Below are 18,919 nucleotides of genomic sequence, written 5' to 3'. Positions count from 1 at the left end.
CGTCGTATTACAATAAAAAAAGAATCAGACAAGTGGGGCATCATTGATATGCTCACCGTCTGATTCTTTTTTTCTTGGAGATTTTCTCTAAACGCCTTCAACATGATACTTTTCATTAAGTACCATCTTGGAGGCGAGGGGAGTCGAACCCCTGTCCGAAGATAACGACACATAAGCTTCTACGGGTGTAGTCACAGTTTTGATGTCACCCGAGTATCGCCCCGTAACCGGCTATACGTTGGGTCAGCCTGATTGTCTTCTTCAGCACACCCCAGGCGGAGATGTGACAGCGTATCCCACTACTTGTTAGCCCCTAATCCTGTCACATGGGCGATGCAGGTTAGAAGCACGCACACAGTTTCTTAGGCTGCGAAAGCGTAGTTGTTTTGTTGTTTGCCGTTTAATAGGCTTTAGCGTTGATGAAGCGGACGCGTCCCCACTACCCGCTACCCATGCTCGAACTATCCCCGTCGAATCCATAAACGCCCCCTCATATAAGAAGGGCTCCAGGATTAATCCGTGAATACGGAGCAAAGGTGCTGCACATCTTTTTCCTCCAAGGTAAAAAGATGCTCGCTCTTCCAAACTCGGCATTCCTGTCTGCTACATGAATAATCATATCACAGGACCGAATGCAGATATAGTATAGATTACTGGAAGTCATTCCAGCAGGCTGAGCATCTGTGCAAGTTTAACCAATGCATCATATGAGGCTCAATCGTCTACATATTATACCGCGTCCCTCAGACGAAGTAAAGTTAACCAACTTGAGGTCGCGAACTACTTGTACCTACTGTATCTTACCCAAGAACTGTACTGACTACGCAGAGAGCAGCCGAATATAGTGCAATGCTGATTCACACTGCGATTACGATCCAAATTTCATCTTATCGATCCACACCTATATTTTTTTCTCATCCCGAATGCCGAAACACAAGTTGTCTCACTAAAAATAAAAATCTCAAGCTTTTCCCCGAAATGGGCAAACTTGAGATCCTCATCTTACTTCCCACGTTTACTTCACGTACTGCTGACTTATAAGAGCATCCTGCAACACCGAAGCAATTCCAAATTAACGAGCGACCTTCTGCTTCTCGCGCATTGCCCGTTGAATATCGCGTTGTGCATCCCGTTTCGCAGCAGATTCACGTTTGTCGTACTGCTTCTTACCTTTACCCAGGCCAAGCAGCAGCTTCGCGTATCCATTACGCACGTAGATTTTCAGCGGCACAATGCTGTACCCTTCCTGCTTCGACAGCCCAAGCAGCTTGTGAATCTGGGATTTATGCAGCAGCAGTTTTCGCGTACGCGTTGGATCAAGTGGATTATGTCGGTTCCCTTGTTCAAAAGGACTAATATGCATATTATGAATGTGAATTTCACCGTTACGAATGGTGGCAAACGCATCTCCAATATTCGCACGGCCGTTGCGAAGAGATTTGATCTCCGTTCCGGTAAGCACCATGCCCGCTTCATACGTATCTTCAATGAAGTAGTCATGGGAAGCCTTTTTATTCTGTGCAAGCACTTTACTCTGTCCATCATTCTTGCCCATGTCCTCACTCCTTCTCCGTAAAATAAGACGGTACCATGCTCTATAGCCGCGCACCCGATGATGCCCAGGTACCCTATGCCAGACCTTAATTGTAGCAAGGACCGCTGTTAAAATCAAGAAAGAGGCGGCATACGCCGCCCCTTCTCATTACACAAATTTTATGCTGTGCGAAACGGTATTACTTTTTCTTCTTCCGTACAAAAGCTGCTGTTCCGTTAGCCGATGCACCTTTGTTCTTTTTCCGTTTACGACGCGGAGCTCCGCCTTCCTGCGCACCTCCCGGTGTAGCTGCTTCGCCAATAAAGATACCGCTAGGTGACGTCTTCTTGCGTCCGCCGCCGCCTTTGCTGCCTTTACCTCCGCCTTTGCCGGATTTGAAGCTGCTCTCGCCACGGCTGTTACCGGCGCTGTTCAGTTCATTTCCTTGGACACCAGTAGCGCTATCCTGACTGGAAGTTCCCGAGCTGTATCCACCTTTACCCGAGCCAAAACCAAAGCTTACCGCTCCAGTACCTTTTCCGCGACCAGTCGAAGCATTGGTATCTCCAGCGCGACGCTCACCTTTCGGTTTGCCACCGCCCTTGCCGCTGAAGCTGCCGCGGCCACCCTTGCTGCTCTCCTCCGGTGCTCTTCCACCGCGGTTGCCGCTGCCTTTGCCGCCGCGTGAACCGCTGAATCCACCAGCACCACCTTTGGCCCCACTGCGTCCACCACCGCCAGCAGGACGACCGCCCTTGCCGCCACGGTTGCTACCACCAAAGCCGCCTGGTCGTTCGCTGCGAGGTTTCATGTCGACCATTTCGAAGTCAATGGTGTACTCCTCCATGCTTACGCGTGCAACACGAATTTTCACCTCATCACCGATGCGGAACACCTTCGAGGTACGTTCACCAATCAGAGCCATATGCTGATCGTCAAAATGGTAATAGTCGTCCGTCAGTGCACTCAGGCGAATCAAGCCCTCAACCGTGTTCTCCAGTTCAATGAACATACCGAAGCTGGTTACACTGCTGATCATGCCTTCGAACTCTTCGCCAACTTTGTCGAGCATATACTCGGCTTTCTTCATTTTTTCCGTATCCCGCTCGGCTTCAACAGCCACACGCTCACGCTCAGACGATTGCTGAGCAATGTCAGACATGCGTGCTGCCAGGTATTCCTGACGATTTTCAGGCAATGCACCCTTGTTCTCAATCACTTCCCGAATGACACGGTGAATGACAAGATCGGGATAACGACGGATCGGAGACGTAAAGTGACTGTAGAACTCTGCCGCGAGGCCGAAGTGACCCGACATCTCGGCATCATACTTCGCCTGCTTCATGGAACGCAGCATCATCGTACTGATGACCGTTTGTTCCTTCGTTCCATTGATATCCTCAAGCAGGGATTGAAGTGCACGTGGGTGGATCGCGTTACCGCGTCCTTTAACGTGGTGTCCAAAATTCGCTGCAAAGGCAAGGAAATTTTGTAATTTCTCCTGATCGGGATCTTCATGCACACGATAGATAAACGGAACCTTCAGCCAGTGGAAGTGCTCTGCCACCGTTTCGTTGGCCGCAAGCATGAACTCCTCGATGATTTGCTCTGCAATCGAACGCTCGCGTTTTACGATATCGACCGGTTTGCCTTCTTCGTCCACAATGATTTTGGATTCTTCAAAATCAAAGTCAACCGCACCCCGGCGCATACGCATTGCGCGAAGCTTTAAGGCAATCTCTTTCATCAGATGGAAGTCATCCACCAGATCCTTGTAACGCTCCAGCAATTCAGGCTCTTCGCCTTCGAGAATTTTACGAACGTTGGAATATGTCATCCGCTCTTTGGTTTTGATCACACTCGTGAAAATGTCGTGGTTCACAACCTTCATCTGGTCGTTGAACTCCATCTCACAGGACAGCGTAAGGCGATCTACCTGAGGGTTCAAACTGCAAATCCCGTTTGACAGACGATGTGGAAGCATCGGAATAACACGGTCTACCAAGTACACACTGCATCCGCGATTATACGCTTCCTGATCCAGCTTGGAATTCTCGCCTACATAATAGCCAACATCAGCAATATGAACACCCAGGCGATAGTTTCCGTTTGGCAGCTTCTCCACATTAACGGCATCATCCAAATCCTTGGCGTCTTCACCATCAATGGTTACGATATTCAGACCACGCAAGTCACGGCGGCCCTGTTGTACGATCTCTTCATCCGTAATGGATTCCGGAGCTTGTTCAGCCTCTTCAACCACTTCATCCGGGAATGCTTCAGGCAGCTGGTGCTTGCGGATAACGGACAAGATATCGATACCTGGATCATCCTTATGTCCGAGAATCTCGATAATTTCACCTTCCGCGGCAGCACGACCTTCTGGGTAGCTCACGATTTTTGCAACGACTTTTTGCCCATCCACTGCCCCGGCAAAGTTCGTGCGCGGAATAAAGATATCACGATTAATCCGTTTATCATCGGGGATGACGAATCCATACACTTCATGGCTTTGGAATACACCAACCACTTGTGTTACTGCACGTGTGACAATGCGGACAATCTCGCCCTCCAAACGCCCATTAGACGGACCTTGGGATGTCACTTTCACGAGGACCGTGTCCCCGTTCATTGCACTCTTCATATCGTTGGCATGGATGTATACATCCGGATGCTCTTTATCTTCGGGGATGAGAAAAGCAAACCCCTTCGCATGTGCCTGCAACCGACCGCGAACCAGGTCCATGCGTTCTGGCATGCCGTAGCGGTTGTTACGGGTCAACAGGATTTTGCCGGATTCCTCCAGCGTATTCAGCATAATCAAAAAAGCTTTGAAATCAGCGGCGTCTTCAATCTCGAAGTGCTGTTCCAGCTCCTGATAAGTCATCGGTTTATAAGCGGTTTCCCGCATGAAGTCGAGCAATTGTTGTTCTGTTATCATTAATATTCACCTCGGGAAACGTAAAAGTGTAATCTGGTTTGTATCTGTCTTTATGTAATCAATTCCTTGCAATTTCATGCCATGTAACACAAGCCCTCACTATCTCATACCCTAGTATACACGAATTCAATCCAACGCATCCGTACCCCGCAAAATAAACCAACCCTCAACCATACCTGCATCATCGGCCTTCCATAACATACATCACCGTTGCCTATTTGATACACGTTTTCATTTATTCTTAAATTACAAACCTCTAAGAACCCTTCAGATCTGTTGAGATCAAAACGAATGAAGCAGAGCGTACTGATAGGCAGATCAGATAAGACATAATCGGACGATGTAAACGGAAAGGAAAACGATAAGGGAGAGGAATGAAACGGAAGATTGAATAGGTTGAGCAATAAGCGGGTGGAAAACTTTGGTCTGACGCCAATTTATTAAAAAACCTCCGTTTCTTCTCGAAACGAAGGTTTATCATCTTTGGTCGTTCAATCATATAAACTTGAATTACCGAAACGCTACAGCATCATTCCTTACTTGGAAATAACCGTAACAACGATAGCCAAGATCATAAATCCTGCACCCAGTACAACGGTTGCACGTTGCAGGAAAAGATCCAATCCGCGCGCTTTCGTTTTACCGAAAAGATGTTCCGCACCACCGGAGATGGCACCCGCCAAACCAGCGCTTTTCCCGTGCTGCAGCAATACTACAGTGATTAGACCGATCGAGAAGACAACGAGCAGCAATTTCAAAGCAATATCCATTCTTTCCACCTCCTACCCATGTGGGCATAACATCTCACCATAAAAACAGTTACTTTAATTGTACCACAGCTATTAATGTGATACAAGTAGTGCCAACCTTCACATCACCCATTAATATCCACACAAATTCGCTACCAATATTGCGAATTAATGATTAGCGCCTAATAAAAAGAACAAGCCGGTTCCCCGGCTTGCCCTAGAGTCGTCAGAAGACAACTTATTTTTTGAGGTTGTAGAATCCTTTGAGACCATTGTATTGAGCCAGTTCACCCAGTTGATCCTCGATGCGGAGCAATTGGTTGTACTTCGCGATACGGTCTGTACGGGAAGGAGCACCTGTTTTGATTTGTCCTGCATTAGTCGCAACAGCGATGTCAGCGATTGTGCTGTCTTCGGACTCACCGGAACGGTGGGAGATTACAGCTGTGTATCCTGCACGTTTAGCCATTTCGATTGCATCGAATGTTTCAGTGAGTGTACCGATTTGGTTCACTTTGATCAGGATGGAGTTACCGATACCTTCTTCGATACCTTTAGCCAGACGCTCTGTGTTCGTTACGAACAGGTCGTCACCAACGAGTTGTACTTTGTCTCCCAATTTCTCTGTGAGCAATTTCCAGCCATCCCAGTCGTCTTCGGACATACCGTCTTCGATTGTGATGATTGGGTATTTCTCAACCCATGAAGCCAGAAGGTCAACATACTCAGCGGAAGTGTAAGATTTACCTTCGCCAGCAAGTGTGTATTTACCATCTTTGTAGAACTCAGTGGAAGCTACGTCCATACCCAGGAATACATCAACGCCTGGTTTGTAACCAGCTTTTTCAATCGCTTCGATGATTGTCGTGATTGCTTCTTCGTTCGAACTAAGGTTCGGTGCGAAGCCGCCTTCGTCACCTACAGCTGTGTTCAAGCCTTTGGAGCTCAGTACGGATTTCAGGTTGTGGAAGATTTCTGCTCCTACGCGAAGAGCTTCTTTGAACGTTGGTGCTCCAACCGGGAGAACCATGAACTCTTGAACGTCGATGTTGTTGTCAGCATGCTCACCACCGTTGATGATGTTCATCATTGGTACTGGCAGTGCTTTAGCATTGAATCCGCCCAGGTAAACATAGAGTGGCAGGTCCAGAGCGTCAGCCGCTGCGCGAGCTACAGCCATGGATACAGCCAGGATTGCGTTAGCACCCAGTTTACCTTTGTTTGGCGTACCATCCAAAGCGATCATCATTTTGTCGATACCCAGTTGATCCAATGCGTCCATACCGATTACTTCTGGAGCGATTGTTTCGTTTACGTTTTTAACTGCTTGCAGAACGCCTTTACCCAAGTAGCGGGATTTGTCACCATCGCGAAGCTCAACAGCTTCGTGGGCACCAGTGGATGCACCGGATGGAACGATTGCGCGTCCGATTGCGCCGGACTCCAGGTATACTTCAACTTCTACTGTAGGGTTACCGCGGGAGTCGAGGACTTCGCGAGCGTACACGTCAGAAATAATAGTCATGAGTGATAATCTCCTTTTAATTTGAATTTATTTAAATTTGGGACCACTTGTGCTTGCCCTTATGCCCACTACGTCAGCAGAATCGTCTTCCGATCGCTGTTATCCCCTGATTTCTTTGAACTTATTTTAATAAGTTGAAATCATGTGATAAAGGCGAACACTTCGTTTCTTCAGACAATTTCTGCTTCCTTCGTTCGGGGGCAAACTCCAAACTTCCCACTTTGTATATGTGGCTGTGTAACTTATTTACGGGTAGCGATAACAGATGTACCTGTCATTTCTTCCGGTTTAGGCAATTGCATCAGGTCCAGAATCGTTGGCGCGATATCGGCCAGGATTCCACCTTCACGCAAGGTTACGTTAGAGTCTGTAACGATAAATGGAACCGGGTTCGTTGTATGAGCAGTGAACGGGCGTCCTTGCTCATCGAATACCATATCCGCATTACCATGGTCCGCTGTGATCAGTACAACGCCGCCTTTGGCAAGTACTGCGTCAACAACACGTCCCATGCACTCATCCGTCACTTCAACCGCCTTGATGGTAGGCTCCAGCATGCCGGAGTGTCCAACCATGTCCGGGTTGGCGAAGTTCAGAATGATCGCATCATGTTTGTCCGCTTCAATCTCGCGTACACATGCGTCAGCCACTTCATAAGCGCTCATCTCTGGTTGCAGGTCGTATGTTGCCACTTTTGGCGAGTTGATCAGCACACGCGTTTCGCCCGGAAGCTCAACATCACGTCCGCCGCTGAAGAAGAAGGTAACGTGCGGGTATTTCTCGGTTTCAGCAATACGCAGCTGTTTTTTGTTGTTCTGTACCAGAACTTCACCCAGTGTATTGTCGAGGTTTTTAGGCGAGTAAGCCACATAACCTTCAACGGTCTCACTGAACAGTGTCAGGCACACAAAGTGCAAGCCTTCTGGGAACTTCGGCCCGCGGTCAAATCCACGGAAATCCTTGTTCGTGAATACTTGCGACAGCTGAATCGCACGGTCAGGACGGAAGTTCAGGAAGATAACGGAATCGCCGCTCTCCACCAGACCTACCGGCTCACCATCCGCTTTAACGATAACCGTTGGCTCAACGAATTCGTCAAATACGGATTTTTCATACGATTCTTCAACCGCTCTGAGTGGATCGATATATTTTGGTCCATCACCATAAACGATGGCACGATATGATTTCTCAACACGTTCCCAACGTTTGTCACGGTCCATCGCGTAATAGCGACCTTGAACCGTTGCGATTTGTCCTACACCGACTTCCTCAATTTTGGCGATCAGCTTCTTCATGAAGTCTTTACCACTGTCTGGCATAACGTCACGGCCATCCAGGAAGGCATGAATATACACATCATTCATTTCTTCTTTTTTGGCCAGATCCAGCATGGCAAACAGGTGGTCGATGTGACTATGTACGCCGCCATCAGACAACAGACCGTAGAGGTGAAGCTTTTTACCGTTTTGCTTCGCTTCGCGTACAGCTTTGACAAGTGTTTCATTGTCGAAAAACTCACCGTCACGAATCGACTTGGAGATACGGGTCAAATCCTGGTATACGATCCGGCCAGCACCAATGTTCAGGTGACCTACCTCGGAGTTCCCCATTTGCCCTTCCGGCAAACCTACAGCTTCACCGCAAGCAGTGAGCGTTGTGTGTGGGAATTGGCTCATAAAGCGATCGTAATTCGGTTTTTTGGCTTGCGCTACTGCGTTGCCCTCCACCGTGTTACGAAGACCGAAGCCATCCATGATGATCAGTGCTACAGGTTTTGGAGCTGTCATTACTTCGCCCCCTCAACAAGCGCGATGAACGAAGCCGGCTGCAAGCTGGCACCGCCAACAAGAGCGCCGTCGATGTCGCTTTGTCCGAGGTATTCTGTTACGTTCTCTGGTTTAACACTGCCGCCGTATTGAATACGAACTGCATCAGCAACCTTCTCATCGTACAGATCCTTCACCAGGCTGCGGATGTAAGCAATAACTTCATTCGCATCTTGAGATGTGGAGGATTTACCTGTACCAATCGCCCAGATTGGTTCGTAAGCGATAACCACTTGTGCTGCTTGATCTGCAGACAGACCTGCAAAAGCAGCTTCTGTTTGCACTTTGCATACGTCTTTCGTTTGGTTCGCTTCGCGCTCTTCAAGCGTCTCACCAAGGCAAAAGATTGGAGTCAATCCGTGACGGAATGCTGCATGCAACTTTTTATTGACAGTCTCATCGGTTTCCGCAAAATATTGACGGCGCTCCGAGTGACCAATGATTACATAATCCACACCCAGGTCTTTCAGCATTACGCCGCTGATTTCACCAGTGAATGCACCGTTGTCTTCAAAGTGAAGATTTTGAGCACCAATTTTGATGTTTGTGCCTTTCACAGCTTCTACCAATGTAGGCAGATTCGTAAACGGTGCACAGATTACAGTCTCCACGCCTTCAACTTCGGCTTTTCCTTTAACTTCCTGAATGAAGTCATTGGATTCGGAAACCGTTTTGAACATTTTCCAGTTACCTGCGATAATCGGTGTTCTCATGGTTTTCAACTCCTTCATGCTATAGCTTAAAACTTACTTGTCGTTCAATGCAACTACGCCTGGAAGCACTTTGCCTTCCATAAACTCGAGCGATGCACCGCCACCTGTAGAGATGTGGTCCATTTTGTCAGCCAGCTTGAATTTCTCAGCTGCTGCTGCGGAGTCACCACCACCAATTACGGTGTATGCTTCTGTCTCAGCACAAGCTTGAGCTACTGCGCGAGTACCGTGGGAGAAAGGTTCAATTTCGAATACGCCCATTGGTCCGTTCCATACTACGAGTTTGGAGTTTTTAACGACGTCAGCATAAATCTCACGTGTTTTAGGACCGATGTCGATACCTTCCCAATCCGCAGGAATGTCGCCAACTTCAACGATTTTGGTGTTTGCGTTAGCACTGAAGTCATCCGAAATGACGATATCTACTGGCAGGTAGAAGTTTTTACCCAGTTTTTTCGCTTTTTCGATGAAGCCCAGAGCTACATCCAGTTTGGACTCGTCCAACAAGGATTGTCCTACCTCGTGACCTTGAGCCTTCATGAATGTGTAGGACAATCCGCCACCGATGATTACGTTGTCTGCAATGTTCAGCAGGTTGTCGATAACATCGATTTTGTCCTTAACTTTGGATCCGCCAATGATGGCTGTGAAAGGACGCTCAGGGTTGGAGATCGCTTTACCCAACACTTCAAGTTCTTTTTCCATCAAGAGACCGGATACCGCTGGCAGCAAGTGAGCAATGCCTTCTGTGGAAGCGTGTGCTCTGTGAGCTGCGCCGAATGCATCGTTAACGAAAACGTCAGCCAGTTCCGCAAATTGTTTTGCGAGTTCCGGATCATTTTTCTCTTCGCCTGCGTGGAAACGAACGTTTTCAAGCAACAATACGTCACCGTTGTTCAGTTCAGCAACTTGAGCTTTAACAGCGTCACCAACGGAATCGTCAGCTTTGACAACTGTTTTACCAAGCAATTCAGACAAACGCTCGGCTGCTGGAGTCAAACGCAAGGATTCAACCACTTCGCCGTTAGGACGGCCCATGTGGCTTGCAAGAATGACTTTAGCGCCTTTTTCGATCAAGTAGTTGATCGTAGGAAGCGTTGCACGAATACGTTTGTCATCTGTAATTTTACCATCTTCGAGCGGCACATTGAAATCTACACGGACAAAAGCCCGTTTTCCTGTCAATTCGATATCGCGTACACTTTTTTTGTTCATCTGTATTTCCTCCGCACCCATGTATTTGGTGGACCAATCAAGGGCCCAAATCCCCTGTCAGTCCTGGTGTTTTTGAGAAATTTGCAAAAGGTTGATAGATAAAGAGCGGAAACAATAGCATCTGTTTCCGCTCTATGTTATTGCAGATATTACTTGATCATTTTTGCAAAGTGCTCCAAAGTGCGAACCAGTTGAGCAGTGTAGGACATTTCGTTGTCATACCAAGCTACAGTTTTAACCAGTTGTTGGTCGCCCACAGTCAGAACTTTAGTTTGAGTTGCATCAAACAGGGAACCGAAAGTGATACCTTGGATATCGGAAGATACGATTTCATCTTCAGTGTATCCGAAAGTTTGTGGATCGGAAGCTTCTTTCATTGCTGCGTTAACTTCTTCAGCAGTTACTTTTTGTCCAAGAACAGTTACGAGCTCAGTCAGGGAACCAGTAGCTACTGGTACACGTTGAGCTGCACCGTCGAGTTTACCTTGCAGTTCAGGGATAACCAAACCGATTGCTTTAGCAGCACCAGTTGTGTTAGGGATGATGTTTTCAGCCGCTGCGCGAGCACGACGGAAGTCACCTTTAGGGTGTGGAGCATCCAATGTGTTTTGGTCGCCAGTGTAAGCGTGAATTGTAGTCATCAAACCTTGAACGATTCCGAATTTGTCTTGCAGTGTTTTTGCCATTGGTGCCAGGCAGTTTGTTGTGCAAGATGCGCCGGAGATTACAGTTTCAGTACCGTCGAGGATTTCATGGTTTACGTTGTAAACGATGGTTTTCATGTCGCCAGTAGCTGGTGCGGAAATAACAACTTTCTTAGCTCCGCCTTTCAAGTGTTTCTCAGCTGCTTCTTTCGTTGTGAAGAAACCAGTACATTCCAGAACGATGTCTACGCCCAGGTCGCCCCAAGGAAGTTCTTCTGGGTTACGGTTAGCGAGTACTTTAACTTCTTTGCCGTTCACTTTGAAGAAGCCATCGTGTACTTCAACATCGCCATCGAAGCGACCTTGAGTTGTATCATATTTAAGCAAATGAGCCAGCATTTTAGCGTCAGTCAAGTCGTTGATTGCTACTACTTCAATGCCCTCTACATTTTGAATGCGGCGGAATGCCAAGCGACCAATACGTCCAAAACCGTTAATACCTACTTTAATCATGAGTAAGTTCCTCCCAAGTTTTGATTTAATTTTTTTATGAAGCTTATATATTCAAGACAGACGGTGAAGTCCGTCAAGACAACAAGAGTTGTGGTAAAACAAAACCTATTCCATTTCGGCTACGATGACTTCGGCAGCAGCCTCATCAATAATCAGAATATCCTCCTGCCCGAATCGCAGTACGGAATGAATGGCAGCCGCCTTGCTTTTGCCGCCCGCAATCCCGATCACCACATCGGTCCGTTCAATATCCTGAAGTCGCATGCCCAGAGTGAGCATGGTATGTACCACTTCACCCTGATCGTTAAAATAATAACCGAAGGATTCAGATACGGCACCTTGCTCTTGAAGCTCTTCTACGATCTCCGTTGCAAGTTTGCGTCTTCGCGCCATCTCCACGGCATCACCGATCCCGTGAATCACGATTCGTGACTGTCTGATCAGCTGAAGAATCTCCTGGACACTAGGGTCCTGAATTAACGATTCATAGGCATGATCACTCAGCAAATCCGGTACATGCAGGAGTTTGTATTGCGCTCCTACCCGTTTTGCCATTGTCGACGCAATCGTATTGGCCTGAATCTCGAGGCTTTCTCCCAATCCACCGCGTGCCGGTACGAACCAGACACCTTTTAACGATGTTGGCGGAGTCAGCTGCTCTGCTACTTCTGCCGTTGTTGAACCGCCAGTAACGGCAACAACGTCGTTATCATTCATCACTTGACCAAGAGCCTTCGCTCCGGCTTTACCCAGTTCCCGTTTGGCAAATGGAGAAATGTCCGAATCGCCGGGAACGACAACTACCTTTTGCAGACCGTAGGCTTGCTTGATGCGTTCTTCCAGCTCGGATAATCCGAACAGCTCTTTGGCCACGGGCTCTAACTGCTGCAGCAAATCATGCCCAGCCTCGCTGATCTTCATTCCTGCACTGTCAATTTCAATAAGTCCCTGAGCCTTTAACAAATCGGTCTCAGCCCTCAGAACCCGCTCGGTCATCTGCATGGAATTGGCTAACGTTCTCCGCCCGATCACATCCGATAACATGATCTGGTGCAGAATCGTATACCTCTTTTTCAAGACATCCATGAGATCAGGCAGAAGCTGCTTTTGCACTTCTAAAATCGTTCGCATGCTTTCCACTCCCGCAAGCTTCTCGTTCCAAGCTTTCTTTCATGGCCCTAAAATGTCCCGGGTTAACTTTTTAAGTCCCACGTCTATTCTACCTAAAACTGACGCGACATGCAAGTGTTTCAAAAGCCTTATTTCACAACGACTTGGGCCCATTGTACGCGCTTATTTTCACAATCTCCAACTTCCACGACGCGGCAGCCCTCATGCATACCATATATAGAAGGAAACCGAAAATCTCATCTATATATCGCTTCTGAAGTCTTCAAGGACACGCTTCATGCAGCCTGTCCAAAACCTTTCTTAGCATTTACTTAAATGCTCTCTTTATCCATTCTTCCTCATCATGATCAAATTCGGGCTAATCCAAACCATGAGCGTAATCATCCTCTTGCAATTCAGTATCTCATGAGCTATAATCATTATTGCTGTCACATAAATGTGCGCCCGTGGTCCAATGGATATGACGTAGGCCTCCGAAGCCTGAGATCCAAGTTCGATTCTTGGCGGGCGCGCCATTCTTGATTAGCAGTTCATAACCCTTTTAACCAATGGAACCGTAAAGGTTTCTTTTTTTTCAAAGTTAGTTTGACTTTCTTTGACTTTTTGTTTGAAATTGTTTATGATGTGGGTAATACGGTAACAGTTTAAATAGATACACTATTCCATGAACATTTCCGAGGAGGTTTTTCACGTGAGTTATATTCCTATGGTCGTTGAACAGAGCAACCGCGGTGAGCGCGCCTATGACATCTATTCCAGATTGCTGAAGGATCGTATCATCTTCCTGGGCAGCGATGTAAATGACGTTGTTGCGAATGCCATCATGGCACAGATGTTGTTCCTCGCTGCGGAAGATCCGGAGAAAGACATTCATCTATACATCAACAGCCCAGGCGGATCGATTACAGCCGGTATGGCCATTTACGATACAATGCAATTTATCAAACCTGATGTATCTACCATCTGTGTAGGTATGGCAGCTTCCATGGGTGCATTCCTGTTGAACGCTGGTGCAAAGGGTAAACGTTTTGCCCTGCCAAACAGTGAGATCATGATTCACCAGCCGCTGGGCGGTGCTCAAGGTCAGGCTTCGGATATCGAAATCCGTGCCCGCCGCATCCTGAAAATGCGCGATACCCTGAACCGCATCATTGCTGAGCGCTCAGGCCAACCACTGGAGCGCATTGAGAAAGATACAGACCGTGACTACTTTATGAGTGCTGCTGAAGCTGCCGATTACGGTATCATTGATAAAGTTATCGAAAACGTAGGCTCCCAAGGCATCTAAGCTGAAGCGGACATTTACGGAAGACATGGACAGACAATCAGCATGACCTGATTGACCTGAACATACGAAGAAGCGCCCCTTGTCAAGAACATGACGAGGGGCGCTCTTTTTATTTTATAAAGATAATTCCGTTGATCCTTAACTCATATTAGGCCATATAAGGTCTACAAAAGAGCTAGTCTGAGATTATTTCTCTGATGTCACACCACTAAACGGCTCAGCACCTTTAGGAAGCAGCTCTTTGTACGTAAACGGGAACTCCGGGAAACCTTCTGCATAAGCGGTGTACTCATACAATTGGAAGAATACCACCACGCCTGTTGGCGTTACATAGAAGTCCTGATCTTTGTTCAATCCGTTATAGCCTTCGAGGTAGCCACCACGAGCCTTGAGTTGTTCGCCTACTTTTTTGCCAAGCGTCTCGCGCATCGCCTTGTTGTTTTGCAGTACATCATCCAGGCTCAGTTCTTTACCAGTATCCAGCGCAAAGGTGTGACCTGTTCTTGTCGTCATACCATGTGCTCCGGCATAATCCTCGTAACGTTGAGTAACCAGTCCCAGCACACCATTTTCGTTATACGTCACCACATAAGTGCTTTCAAAAGCGTATGGGCGGTCTGCGGTTGCGGACCCGTATTCTGCAGTCTGCTTTTTGAAATCAGCCACAAATGTATCCACTTCGTCTTTCAACACTTTGTTGATTGCCGCTTCGGCTTCATCACTGGCAAGTCCACTTACCTGCGGGTACTGAATATCCACTTCAGCATTTTTGATGCTGACTTTAACTGTCGCTGCTTTTACTTTCACGCTGTTTTGTTCCACTTTGCTGAGTGCAAGTGTTTTGGTTTTACCATTCCAACTGCCTTGAACTCCCAAATAATCTCTCATAGCGGAAAAAGGAATGTACAAGCGTCCCTTGATCAACTTCGCTTCAACATTGGGATAATAATTATTTACTCTTAATGTCGGCTCGCCATCAGCCAGACTAATTTTCATCGTGTTGTTCGCTGCAGTCAGTGAGTACTCTTTTGTTTTTGCGTTATATGTTAATGTCCCACCAGCCACATCCTTAACAGCTGTGAGGGATACCCACGTTGATCCACCTAGCAGAAGCCCTTTTTGTGTAAGGGTTTTGCCTGCTGACTTCAATGTCACGTCTGTAGGTGCCGTTACTTTGGATGTTACCGAGGCTGCCTGCACGGAGTTATCCTGCCATACCGCTCCACTACCTACAATAATTCCTGCTGCGAGCAATGCACTTGTCCACTTTTTCCATGATGTCATATATAAAACTCCTCTCGAATTCGCCTAGGGTTCATAGCGTATGTATTCTGATCGCATATCTCATACGCTCACCTCTCTATTATAATTAACCCAATTCAGTAAAGGTTTACAGCACCAGTTACAATGTTGTTCGATCCTGATCCAATTGGTAAAGGTTTTGTCACGAACAATTATACAAAAGAGACATCAATCTGCAGCTATTACCCGATAGAGTGAGCCAACTAATGTCTTACTTCTTCAAAGCTCCACTTATCATAAAAAAAGACCCTGTCCGCCGGACAAAGCCTTTGCATGAATTGATTTATGCTTTATTTCATTTCATACGTGATGTTCAGCGTTGTGCTGACTTTCACCTGACCTGTTTCAATTTCTGTACCGGCAGCAGACTCTGCCACGTCCTTGGCCATTAAACTTTCCGTTGCATAGAACACAGGCACATTGGCATCGCCTTGGCTCACGGACAGGACAGCACCCAATTGACGCTTAACAGCTTTGGCAATCGCGCCTGCTTTCACATCTGCATTGGCTACCGCTTTCTCGATCACTTGTGCTTCGAAGTTTTCCGGATTTTCTACCGTAAAGCGTACATTTTCAATATTGTTGGCCCCTGCCCCCGAAGCGGCATCCAGCAATTCACCGATCTTGTCCATCTCGCGATACGTTATGGTCAGCGTATGGTGAGCGGTATATCCTTTAATTTTTTGACCTTCCTTATCGTTATACGTGTAGTTTGGCTGCACATAGAACTGACTGGTCTGAATATCGTCCGCACTGATTTTCCACGTATTTTTCAGCAGGTTGGACACCTTTTGAATTTTGGCGGCGTTTGCTTTTTGAGCAGAAGCAGCAGTCTCCGCAGTACTATTCACACCGATCGATAGATAAGCAATATCGGGTTTCACCTGAATTTCACCTTTACCTACCACATGAATCACGTTCTGCTGTACCCCTTGCACTTCGGCAGCGTAAGCATAATTTCCCGGTGCCACCCATGCTGTCCCACCAACAAGCAATGTCCCTGCAACCAACACCGCACCAAGCGGCTTCATCCATTGTTTACCCATCACTTTAGCCTCCTTATGTCTAACATCTCAAATTCAAAGCGGTTTGATACCTTAACAGACGAGGCTTCTTCCAAAATGTTGCACTTGACTATCCCGGAAACGCAAAAAAGCCCCTTGCGGGACTTCTTCATGTAATGGTAATCATATCTTATTGGTTTTCAAGTTCTTCCTTGCTCACCAGACTTACTAAAGCGTTTACAGCCTGTTCGGCGTCCGCGCCTTCAGCACTAATGTGGATTTCCGTACCAGTACTGATTGCAAGGCTCATGATCCCCATGATACTTTTTGCATTAACTTTTTTGTCGTCCTTCTCGACGAACACTTCAGATGAGTACTTATTCGCTTCTTGAACGAACAGTGCCGCAGGTCTGGCATGGAGACCCGTTTTCAAACGGACAACTACCGGGTGCTTTGTCATGGAAACTTACCCCCTATTATGAAATCTAGACATTAAATACACAATTATATTTATAACATTATACCATTAACCCGTACAGGACACTAGAAGAAAAAAAACCAGATCTCTTCTGAATTATTTACCCCTGTGTAAAATCCGTTAACCGTGACGTTCATTTCGCACTTTTTCGGCCAGTTCGTCAATCTTGCGCAGCCGATGGTTAACACCGGATTTGCTGACGGTACCCTTCAGTAGCTCGCCAACTTCCTTCAGATTAATGTCAGGATGGGCCAGCCTAACCTCAGCCACTTCACGCAGCTTCTCCGGCAGTGACTCCAATCCCACTTCCTTCTGCAGCAACTTGATATTGTCGATCTGTCTCACGGCAGCCCCGATCGTCTTGTTCAGATTGGCCGTCTCGCAGTTGACGATCCGGTTGACGGAATTACGCATATCCCGCATAATCCGTACATCCTCGAACTTGAACAGGGCCTGATGTGCACCAATGATGCTGAGCAATTCAATGATTTTCTCGCCTTCCTTAATGTATAGGATGAATCCTTTTTTACGTTCTATACACCGGGCATTCAGATGAAATTCATTGGCCAGATCCACGAGGGCCTGACAGTGCTCTTCATACATGGATGCAATCTCCAGATGATATGAGGATCCTTCTGGATTGTTGACCGAGCCACCCGCCATAAATGCACCGCGAAGATATGCCCGTTTACAACAGTTTTTCCGTAACAGCTCCTGATTAATTCCTGGAGTAAACAAAAAGCCTTCCGATACGATGTACAGATCCTTTAATATCTCCTGTACCATGGACGGAATACGAACAATATATACATTGTTCTTTTTCAGCCGCATTTTTTTGCGGACTAGCAATTCCGTATGCACTTGAAAATGCTTTTTAAGCAGAGAGTATGCCCGTCTTGCGATCGCGGCATTCTCCGTCGAAATATCCAAGATGACTTTTTTATTCGATAACTGCACCGCACCAAGCATACGGATGAGGGCTGAAAGTTCCGCCTTTTCGCAGCACGGTTCGCTCTCAATCATGGTTAATTCTTTTTTGGTCTGTGCTGCAAACGACATGGGACTTCACCTCTTCCGTAACATCCAATTTTGTACCAGCTGGTAGATGTGGTGACTTAGCTTGTCGGCATCATGACGCAGATAGGTTTTAAATAAAACAAGTGTATCCGCAACCACCTGATAGCCGGAGCTCTTGAGAACATCCATATCCAGAACAACCGGTTTGGCTCCTTTTTCCGCATACTTATTCTGCACTTGCAGCGGAATATCGCCATTATTAACGATAACATAGTCGAAGAGCTGGTGCCCTACATGCTCGTGAACCGCTTTGAGGTGATCACTTACCGTGTAGTTATCCGTCTCTCCTGGCTGTGTCATCACATTACAAATAAACATCTTCACAGCCTCTGCCTCAACAACAGCCTCCGCCAGTTTGGGTACCAGCAAATTGGGCAGAATGCTCGTATATAAGCTTCCTGGCCCAATCAGGATCGCATCTGCCTGACGAATGGCTTCCACGGCCTCTGGCAACGGCTCCACGTGATCCGGTTCAAGGAAAACGCGTTTGATGCGCCCGCCTGCTTCAGGGATTTTGGACTCGCCTGTAATGATCGATCCATCCTCCATCTCCGCATGCAGCACAACCGCCTGCCCAGCTGCCGGTAATACCTCACCGCGAACGGCAAACACGCGGCTAAGTTCCCGCACTGCGGTTACGAAGTCGCCTGAAATATCCGTCATTGCAGCCAAAATGAGATTGCCCAGGCTGTGGCCTGCAAGCCCCGCGCCTGTATTAAAGCGATAATTCAGCATATCCGAAAGCAATGGCTCTACATCAGCCAGCGCCGTAAGCACGTTACGGATGTCGCCCGGAGGCGGCATTTGCAGTTCACTGCGCAGGATGCCTGAACTTCCACCGTCATCTGCAACCGTGACGATGGCCGTGATGTCCAGCGGCTTCTCTTTCAAACCGCGCAGCATCACGGATAACCCGGTTCCGCCGCCCATTACAACAATTCTCGGACGTTCTCTTCGTGGTCCGGCTTCTTTCATCCCT

15 protein-coding genes, 1 tRNA gene and 1 other RNA gene are annotated in these 18,919 nt (G+C 47.3%); 2 read left to right on the top strand and 15 right to left on the bottom strand.

Annotation, left to right across the window (positions count from 1 at the left end; translation table 11 throughout):
• Positions 1-127: 127 nt before the first annotated feature.
• The 10 genes from ssrA to HP552_RS03975 all read right to left on the bottom strand — a co-directional run bounded on the left by ssrA (position 128) and on the right by HP552_RS03975 (position 12,791).
• Positions 128-490: a transfer-messenger RNA gene (ssrA, locus tag HP552_RS04020) on the bottom strand.
• A 582-nt stretch (positions 491-1,072) separates the two neighbouring features.
• Complete coding sequence (gene smpB, locus HP552_RS04015; RefSeq protein ID WP_175394339.1) at positions 1,073-1,555, bottom strand: SsrA-binding protein SmpB; 483 nt, start codon at positions 1,553-1,555, stop codon at positions 1,073-1,075.
• Between the two features lie 178 nt (positions 1,556-1,733).
• Positions 1,734-4,475: a ribonuclease R gene (gene rnr / locus HP552_RS04010; protein WP_175394338.1), complete on the bottom strand. Its 2,742-nt coding sequence runs from the start codon at positions 4,473-4,475 to the stop codon at positions 1,734-1,736.
• Between the two features lie 536 nt (positions 4,476-5,011).
• Positions 5,012-5,245 carry a preprotein translocase subunit SecG gene (gene secG, locus HP552_RS04005; protein ID WP_095362032.1) on the bottom strand — a complete coding sequence of 78 codons (234 nt, stop codon included), beginning with the start codon at positions 5,243-5,245 and terminating at the stop codon, positions 5,012-5,014.
• A gap of 217 nt (positions 5,246-5,462) precedes the next feature.
• Positions 5,463-6,749: a phosphopyruvate hydratase gene (gene eno, locus HP552_RS04000; RefSeq protein WP_175394337.1), complete on the bottom strand. Its 1,287-nt coding sequence runs from the start codon at positions 6,747-6,749 to the stop codon at positions 5,463-5,465.
• A gap of 242 nt (positions 6,750-6,991) precedes the next feature.
• A complete protein-coding gene (gpmI, locus tag HP552_RS03995) occupies positions 6,992-8,536 on the bottom strand; it encodes a 2,3-bisphosphoglycerate-independent phosphoglycerate mutase (RefSeq protein WP_175394336.1) in 1,545 nt (514 codons plus the stop codon).
• Positions 8,536-9,288, bottom strand: coding sequence for a triose-phosphate isomerase (tpiA, locus tag HP552_RS03990; protein ID WP_175394335.1), 753 nt, complete (start codon positions 9,286-9,288; stop codon positions 8,536-8,538). The genes gpmI and tpiA overlap by 1 nt, the downstream gene beginning before the upstream one ends.
• A gap of 33 nt (positions 9,289-9,321) precedes the next feature.
• Entirely contained in the window at positions 9,322-10,503 is a 1,182-nt protein-coding gene (locus HP552_RS03985) for a phosphoglycerate kinase (RefSeq protein ID WP_175394334.1), read from the bottom strand.
• A gap of 149 nt (positions 10,504-10,652) precedes the next feature.
• Entirely contained in the window at positions 10,653-11,660 is a 1,008-nt protein-coding gene (gap, locus tag HP552_RS03980; protein WP_175394333.1) for a type I glyceraldehyde-3-phosphate dehydrogenase, read from the bottom strand.
• Between the two features lie 105 nt (positions 11,661-11,765).
• Entirely contained in the window at positions 11,766-12,791 is a 1,026-nt protein-coding gene (locus HP552_RS03975) for a sugar-binding transcriptional regulator (protein WP_175394332.1), read from the bottom strand.
• A gap of 440 nt (positions 12,792-13,231) precedes the next feature.
• On the opposite strand from HP552_RS03975, the gene HP552_RS03970 reads away from it, so the two are divergent.
• Together HP552_RS03970 and clpP are read left to right on the top strand one after the other, a co-directional pair.
• Positions 13,232-13,306 (top strand) — tRNA-Arg (locus HP552_RS03970).
• Positions 13,307-13,482: 176 nt separating this feature from the next.
• A complete protein-coding gene (gene clpP / locus HP552_RS03965) occupies positions 13,483-14,079 on the top strand; it encodes an ATP-dependent Clp endopeptidase proteolytic subunit ClpP (protein ID WP_072735760.1) in 597 nt (198 codons plus the stop codon).
• 186 nt (positions 14,080-14,265) lie between these two features.
• Here the strand turns inward: clpP and HP552_RS03960 are convergent, their stop codons facing one another.
• The 5 genes from HP552_RS03960 to mgfK all read right to left on the bottom strand — a co-directional run bounded on the left by HP552_RS03960 (position 14,266) and on the right by mgfK (position 18,915).
• On the bottom strand, positions 14,266-15,363 hold the full coding sequence (locus tag HP552_RS03960) for a PdaC/SigV domain-containing protein (protein ID WP_175394330.1): 1,098 nt from the start codon (positions 15,361-15,363) through the stop codon (positions 14,266-14,268).
• A 308-nt stretch (positions 15,364-15,671) separates the two neighbouring features.
• Positions 15,672-16,427, bottom strand: a complete 756-nt coding sequence (locus HP552_RS03955; protein WP_175394329.1) for an SIMPL domain-containing protein — start codon at positions 16,425-16,427, stop codon at positions 15,672-15,674.
• A 148-nt stretch (positions 16,428-16,575) separates the two neighbouring features.
• Positions 16,576-16,845, bottom strand: coding sequence for an HPr family phosphocarrier protein (locus HP552_RS03950; RefSeq protein ID WP_056695263.1), 270 nt, complete (start codon positions 16,843-16,845; stop codon positions 16,576-16,578).
• Positions 16,846-16,983: 138 nt separating this feature from the next.
• A complete protein-coding gene (whiA, locus tag HP552_RS03945) occupies positions 16,984-17,922 on the bottom strand; it encodes a DNA-binding protein WhiA (protein WP_095293015.1) in 939 nt (312 codons plus the stop codon).
• A 6-nt stretch (positions 17,923-17,928) separates the two neighbouring features.
• A complete protein-coding gene (gene mgfK, locus HP552_RS03940) occupies positions 17,929-18,915 on the bottom strand; it encodes a gluconeogenesis morphogenetic factor MgfK (protein WP_175394328.1) in 987 nt (328 codons plus the stop codon).
• Between the last annotated feature and the right edge of the window lie 4 nt (positions 18,916-18,919).

It is taken from the genome of Paenibacillus xylanilyticus (assembly GCF_013359935.1).
GTDB lineage: Bacteria > Bacillota > Bacilli > Paenibacillales > Paenibacillaceae > Paenibacillus > Paenibacillus xylanilyticus.
Note: the sequence above shows the minus strand (reverse complement) of the source record. Positions and strands in the feature narration are given on the sequence as shown.

Excerpts from the sequence above, each read along its gene's own strand:
- whiA (WP_095293015.1), bottom strand. The coding sequence starts at position 17,922 with ATGTCGTTTGCAGCACAGACCAAAAAAGAATTAACCATGATTGAGAGC.
- mgfK (WP_175394328.1), bottom strand. The coding sequence starts at position 18,915 with ATGAAAGAAGCCGGACCACGAAGAGAACGTCCGAGAATTGTTGTAATG.
- HP552_RS03960 (WP_175394330.1), bottom strand. The coding sequence starts at position 15,363 with ATGACATCATGGAAAAAGTGGACAAGTGCATTGCTCGCAGCAGGAATT.
- smpB (WP_175394339.1), bottom strand. The coding sequence starts at position 1,555 with ATGGGCAAGAATGATGGACAGAGTAAAGTGCTTGCACAGAATAAAAAG.
- HP552_RS03985 (WP_175394334.1), bottom strand. The coding sequence starts at position 10,503 with ATGAACAAAAAAAGTGTACGCGATATCGAATTGACAGGAAAACGGGCT.
- HP552_RS03975 (WP_175394332.1), bottom strand. The coding sequence starts at position 12,791 with ATGCGAACGATTTTAGAAGTGCAAAAGCAGCTTCTGCCTGATCTCATG.
- tpiA (WP_175394335.1), bottom strand. The coding sequence starts at position 9,288 with ATGAGAACACCGATTATCGCAGGTAACTGGAAAATGTTCAAAACGGTT.
- secG (WP_095362032.1), bottom strand. The coding sequence starts at position 5,245 with ATGGATATTGCTTTGAAATTGCTGCTCGTTGTCTTCTCGATCGGTCTA.
- gap (WP_175394333.1), bottom strand. The coding sequence starts at position 11,660 with ATGATTAAAGTAGGTATTAACGGTTTTGGACGTATTGGTCGCTTGGCA.
- rnr (WP_175394338.1), bottom strand. The coding sequence starts at position 4,475 with ATGATAACAGAACAACAATTGCTCGACTTCATGCGGGAAACCGCTTAT.
- HP552_RS03955 (WP_175394329.1), bottom strand. The coding sequence starts at position 16,427 with ATGGGTAAACAATGGATGAAGCCGCTTGGTGCGGTGTTGGTTGCAGGG.
- HP552_RS03950 (WP_056695263.1), bottom strand. The coding sequence starts at position 16,845 with ATGACAAAGCACCCGGTAGTTGTCCGTTTGAAAACGGGTCTCCATGCC.
- gpmI (WP_175394336.1), bottom strand. The coding sequence starts at position 8,536 with ATGACAGCTCCAAAACCTGTAGCACTGATCATCATGGATGGCTTCGGT.
- eno (WP_175394337.1), bottom strand. The coding sequence starts at position 6,749 with ATGACTATTATTTCTGACGTGTACGCTCGCGAAGTCCTCGACTCCCGC.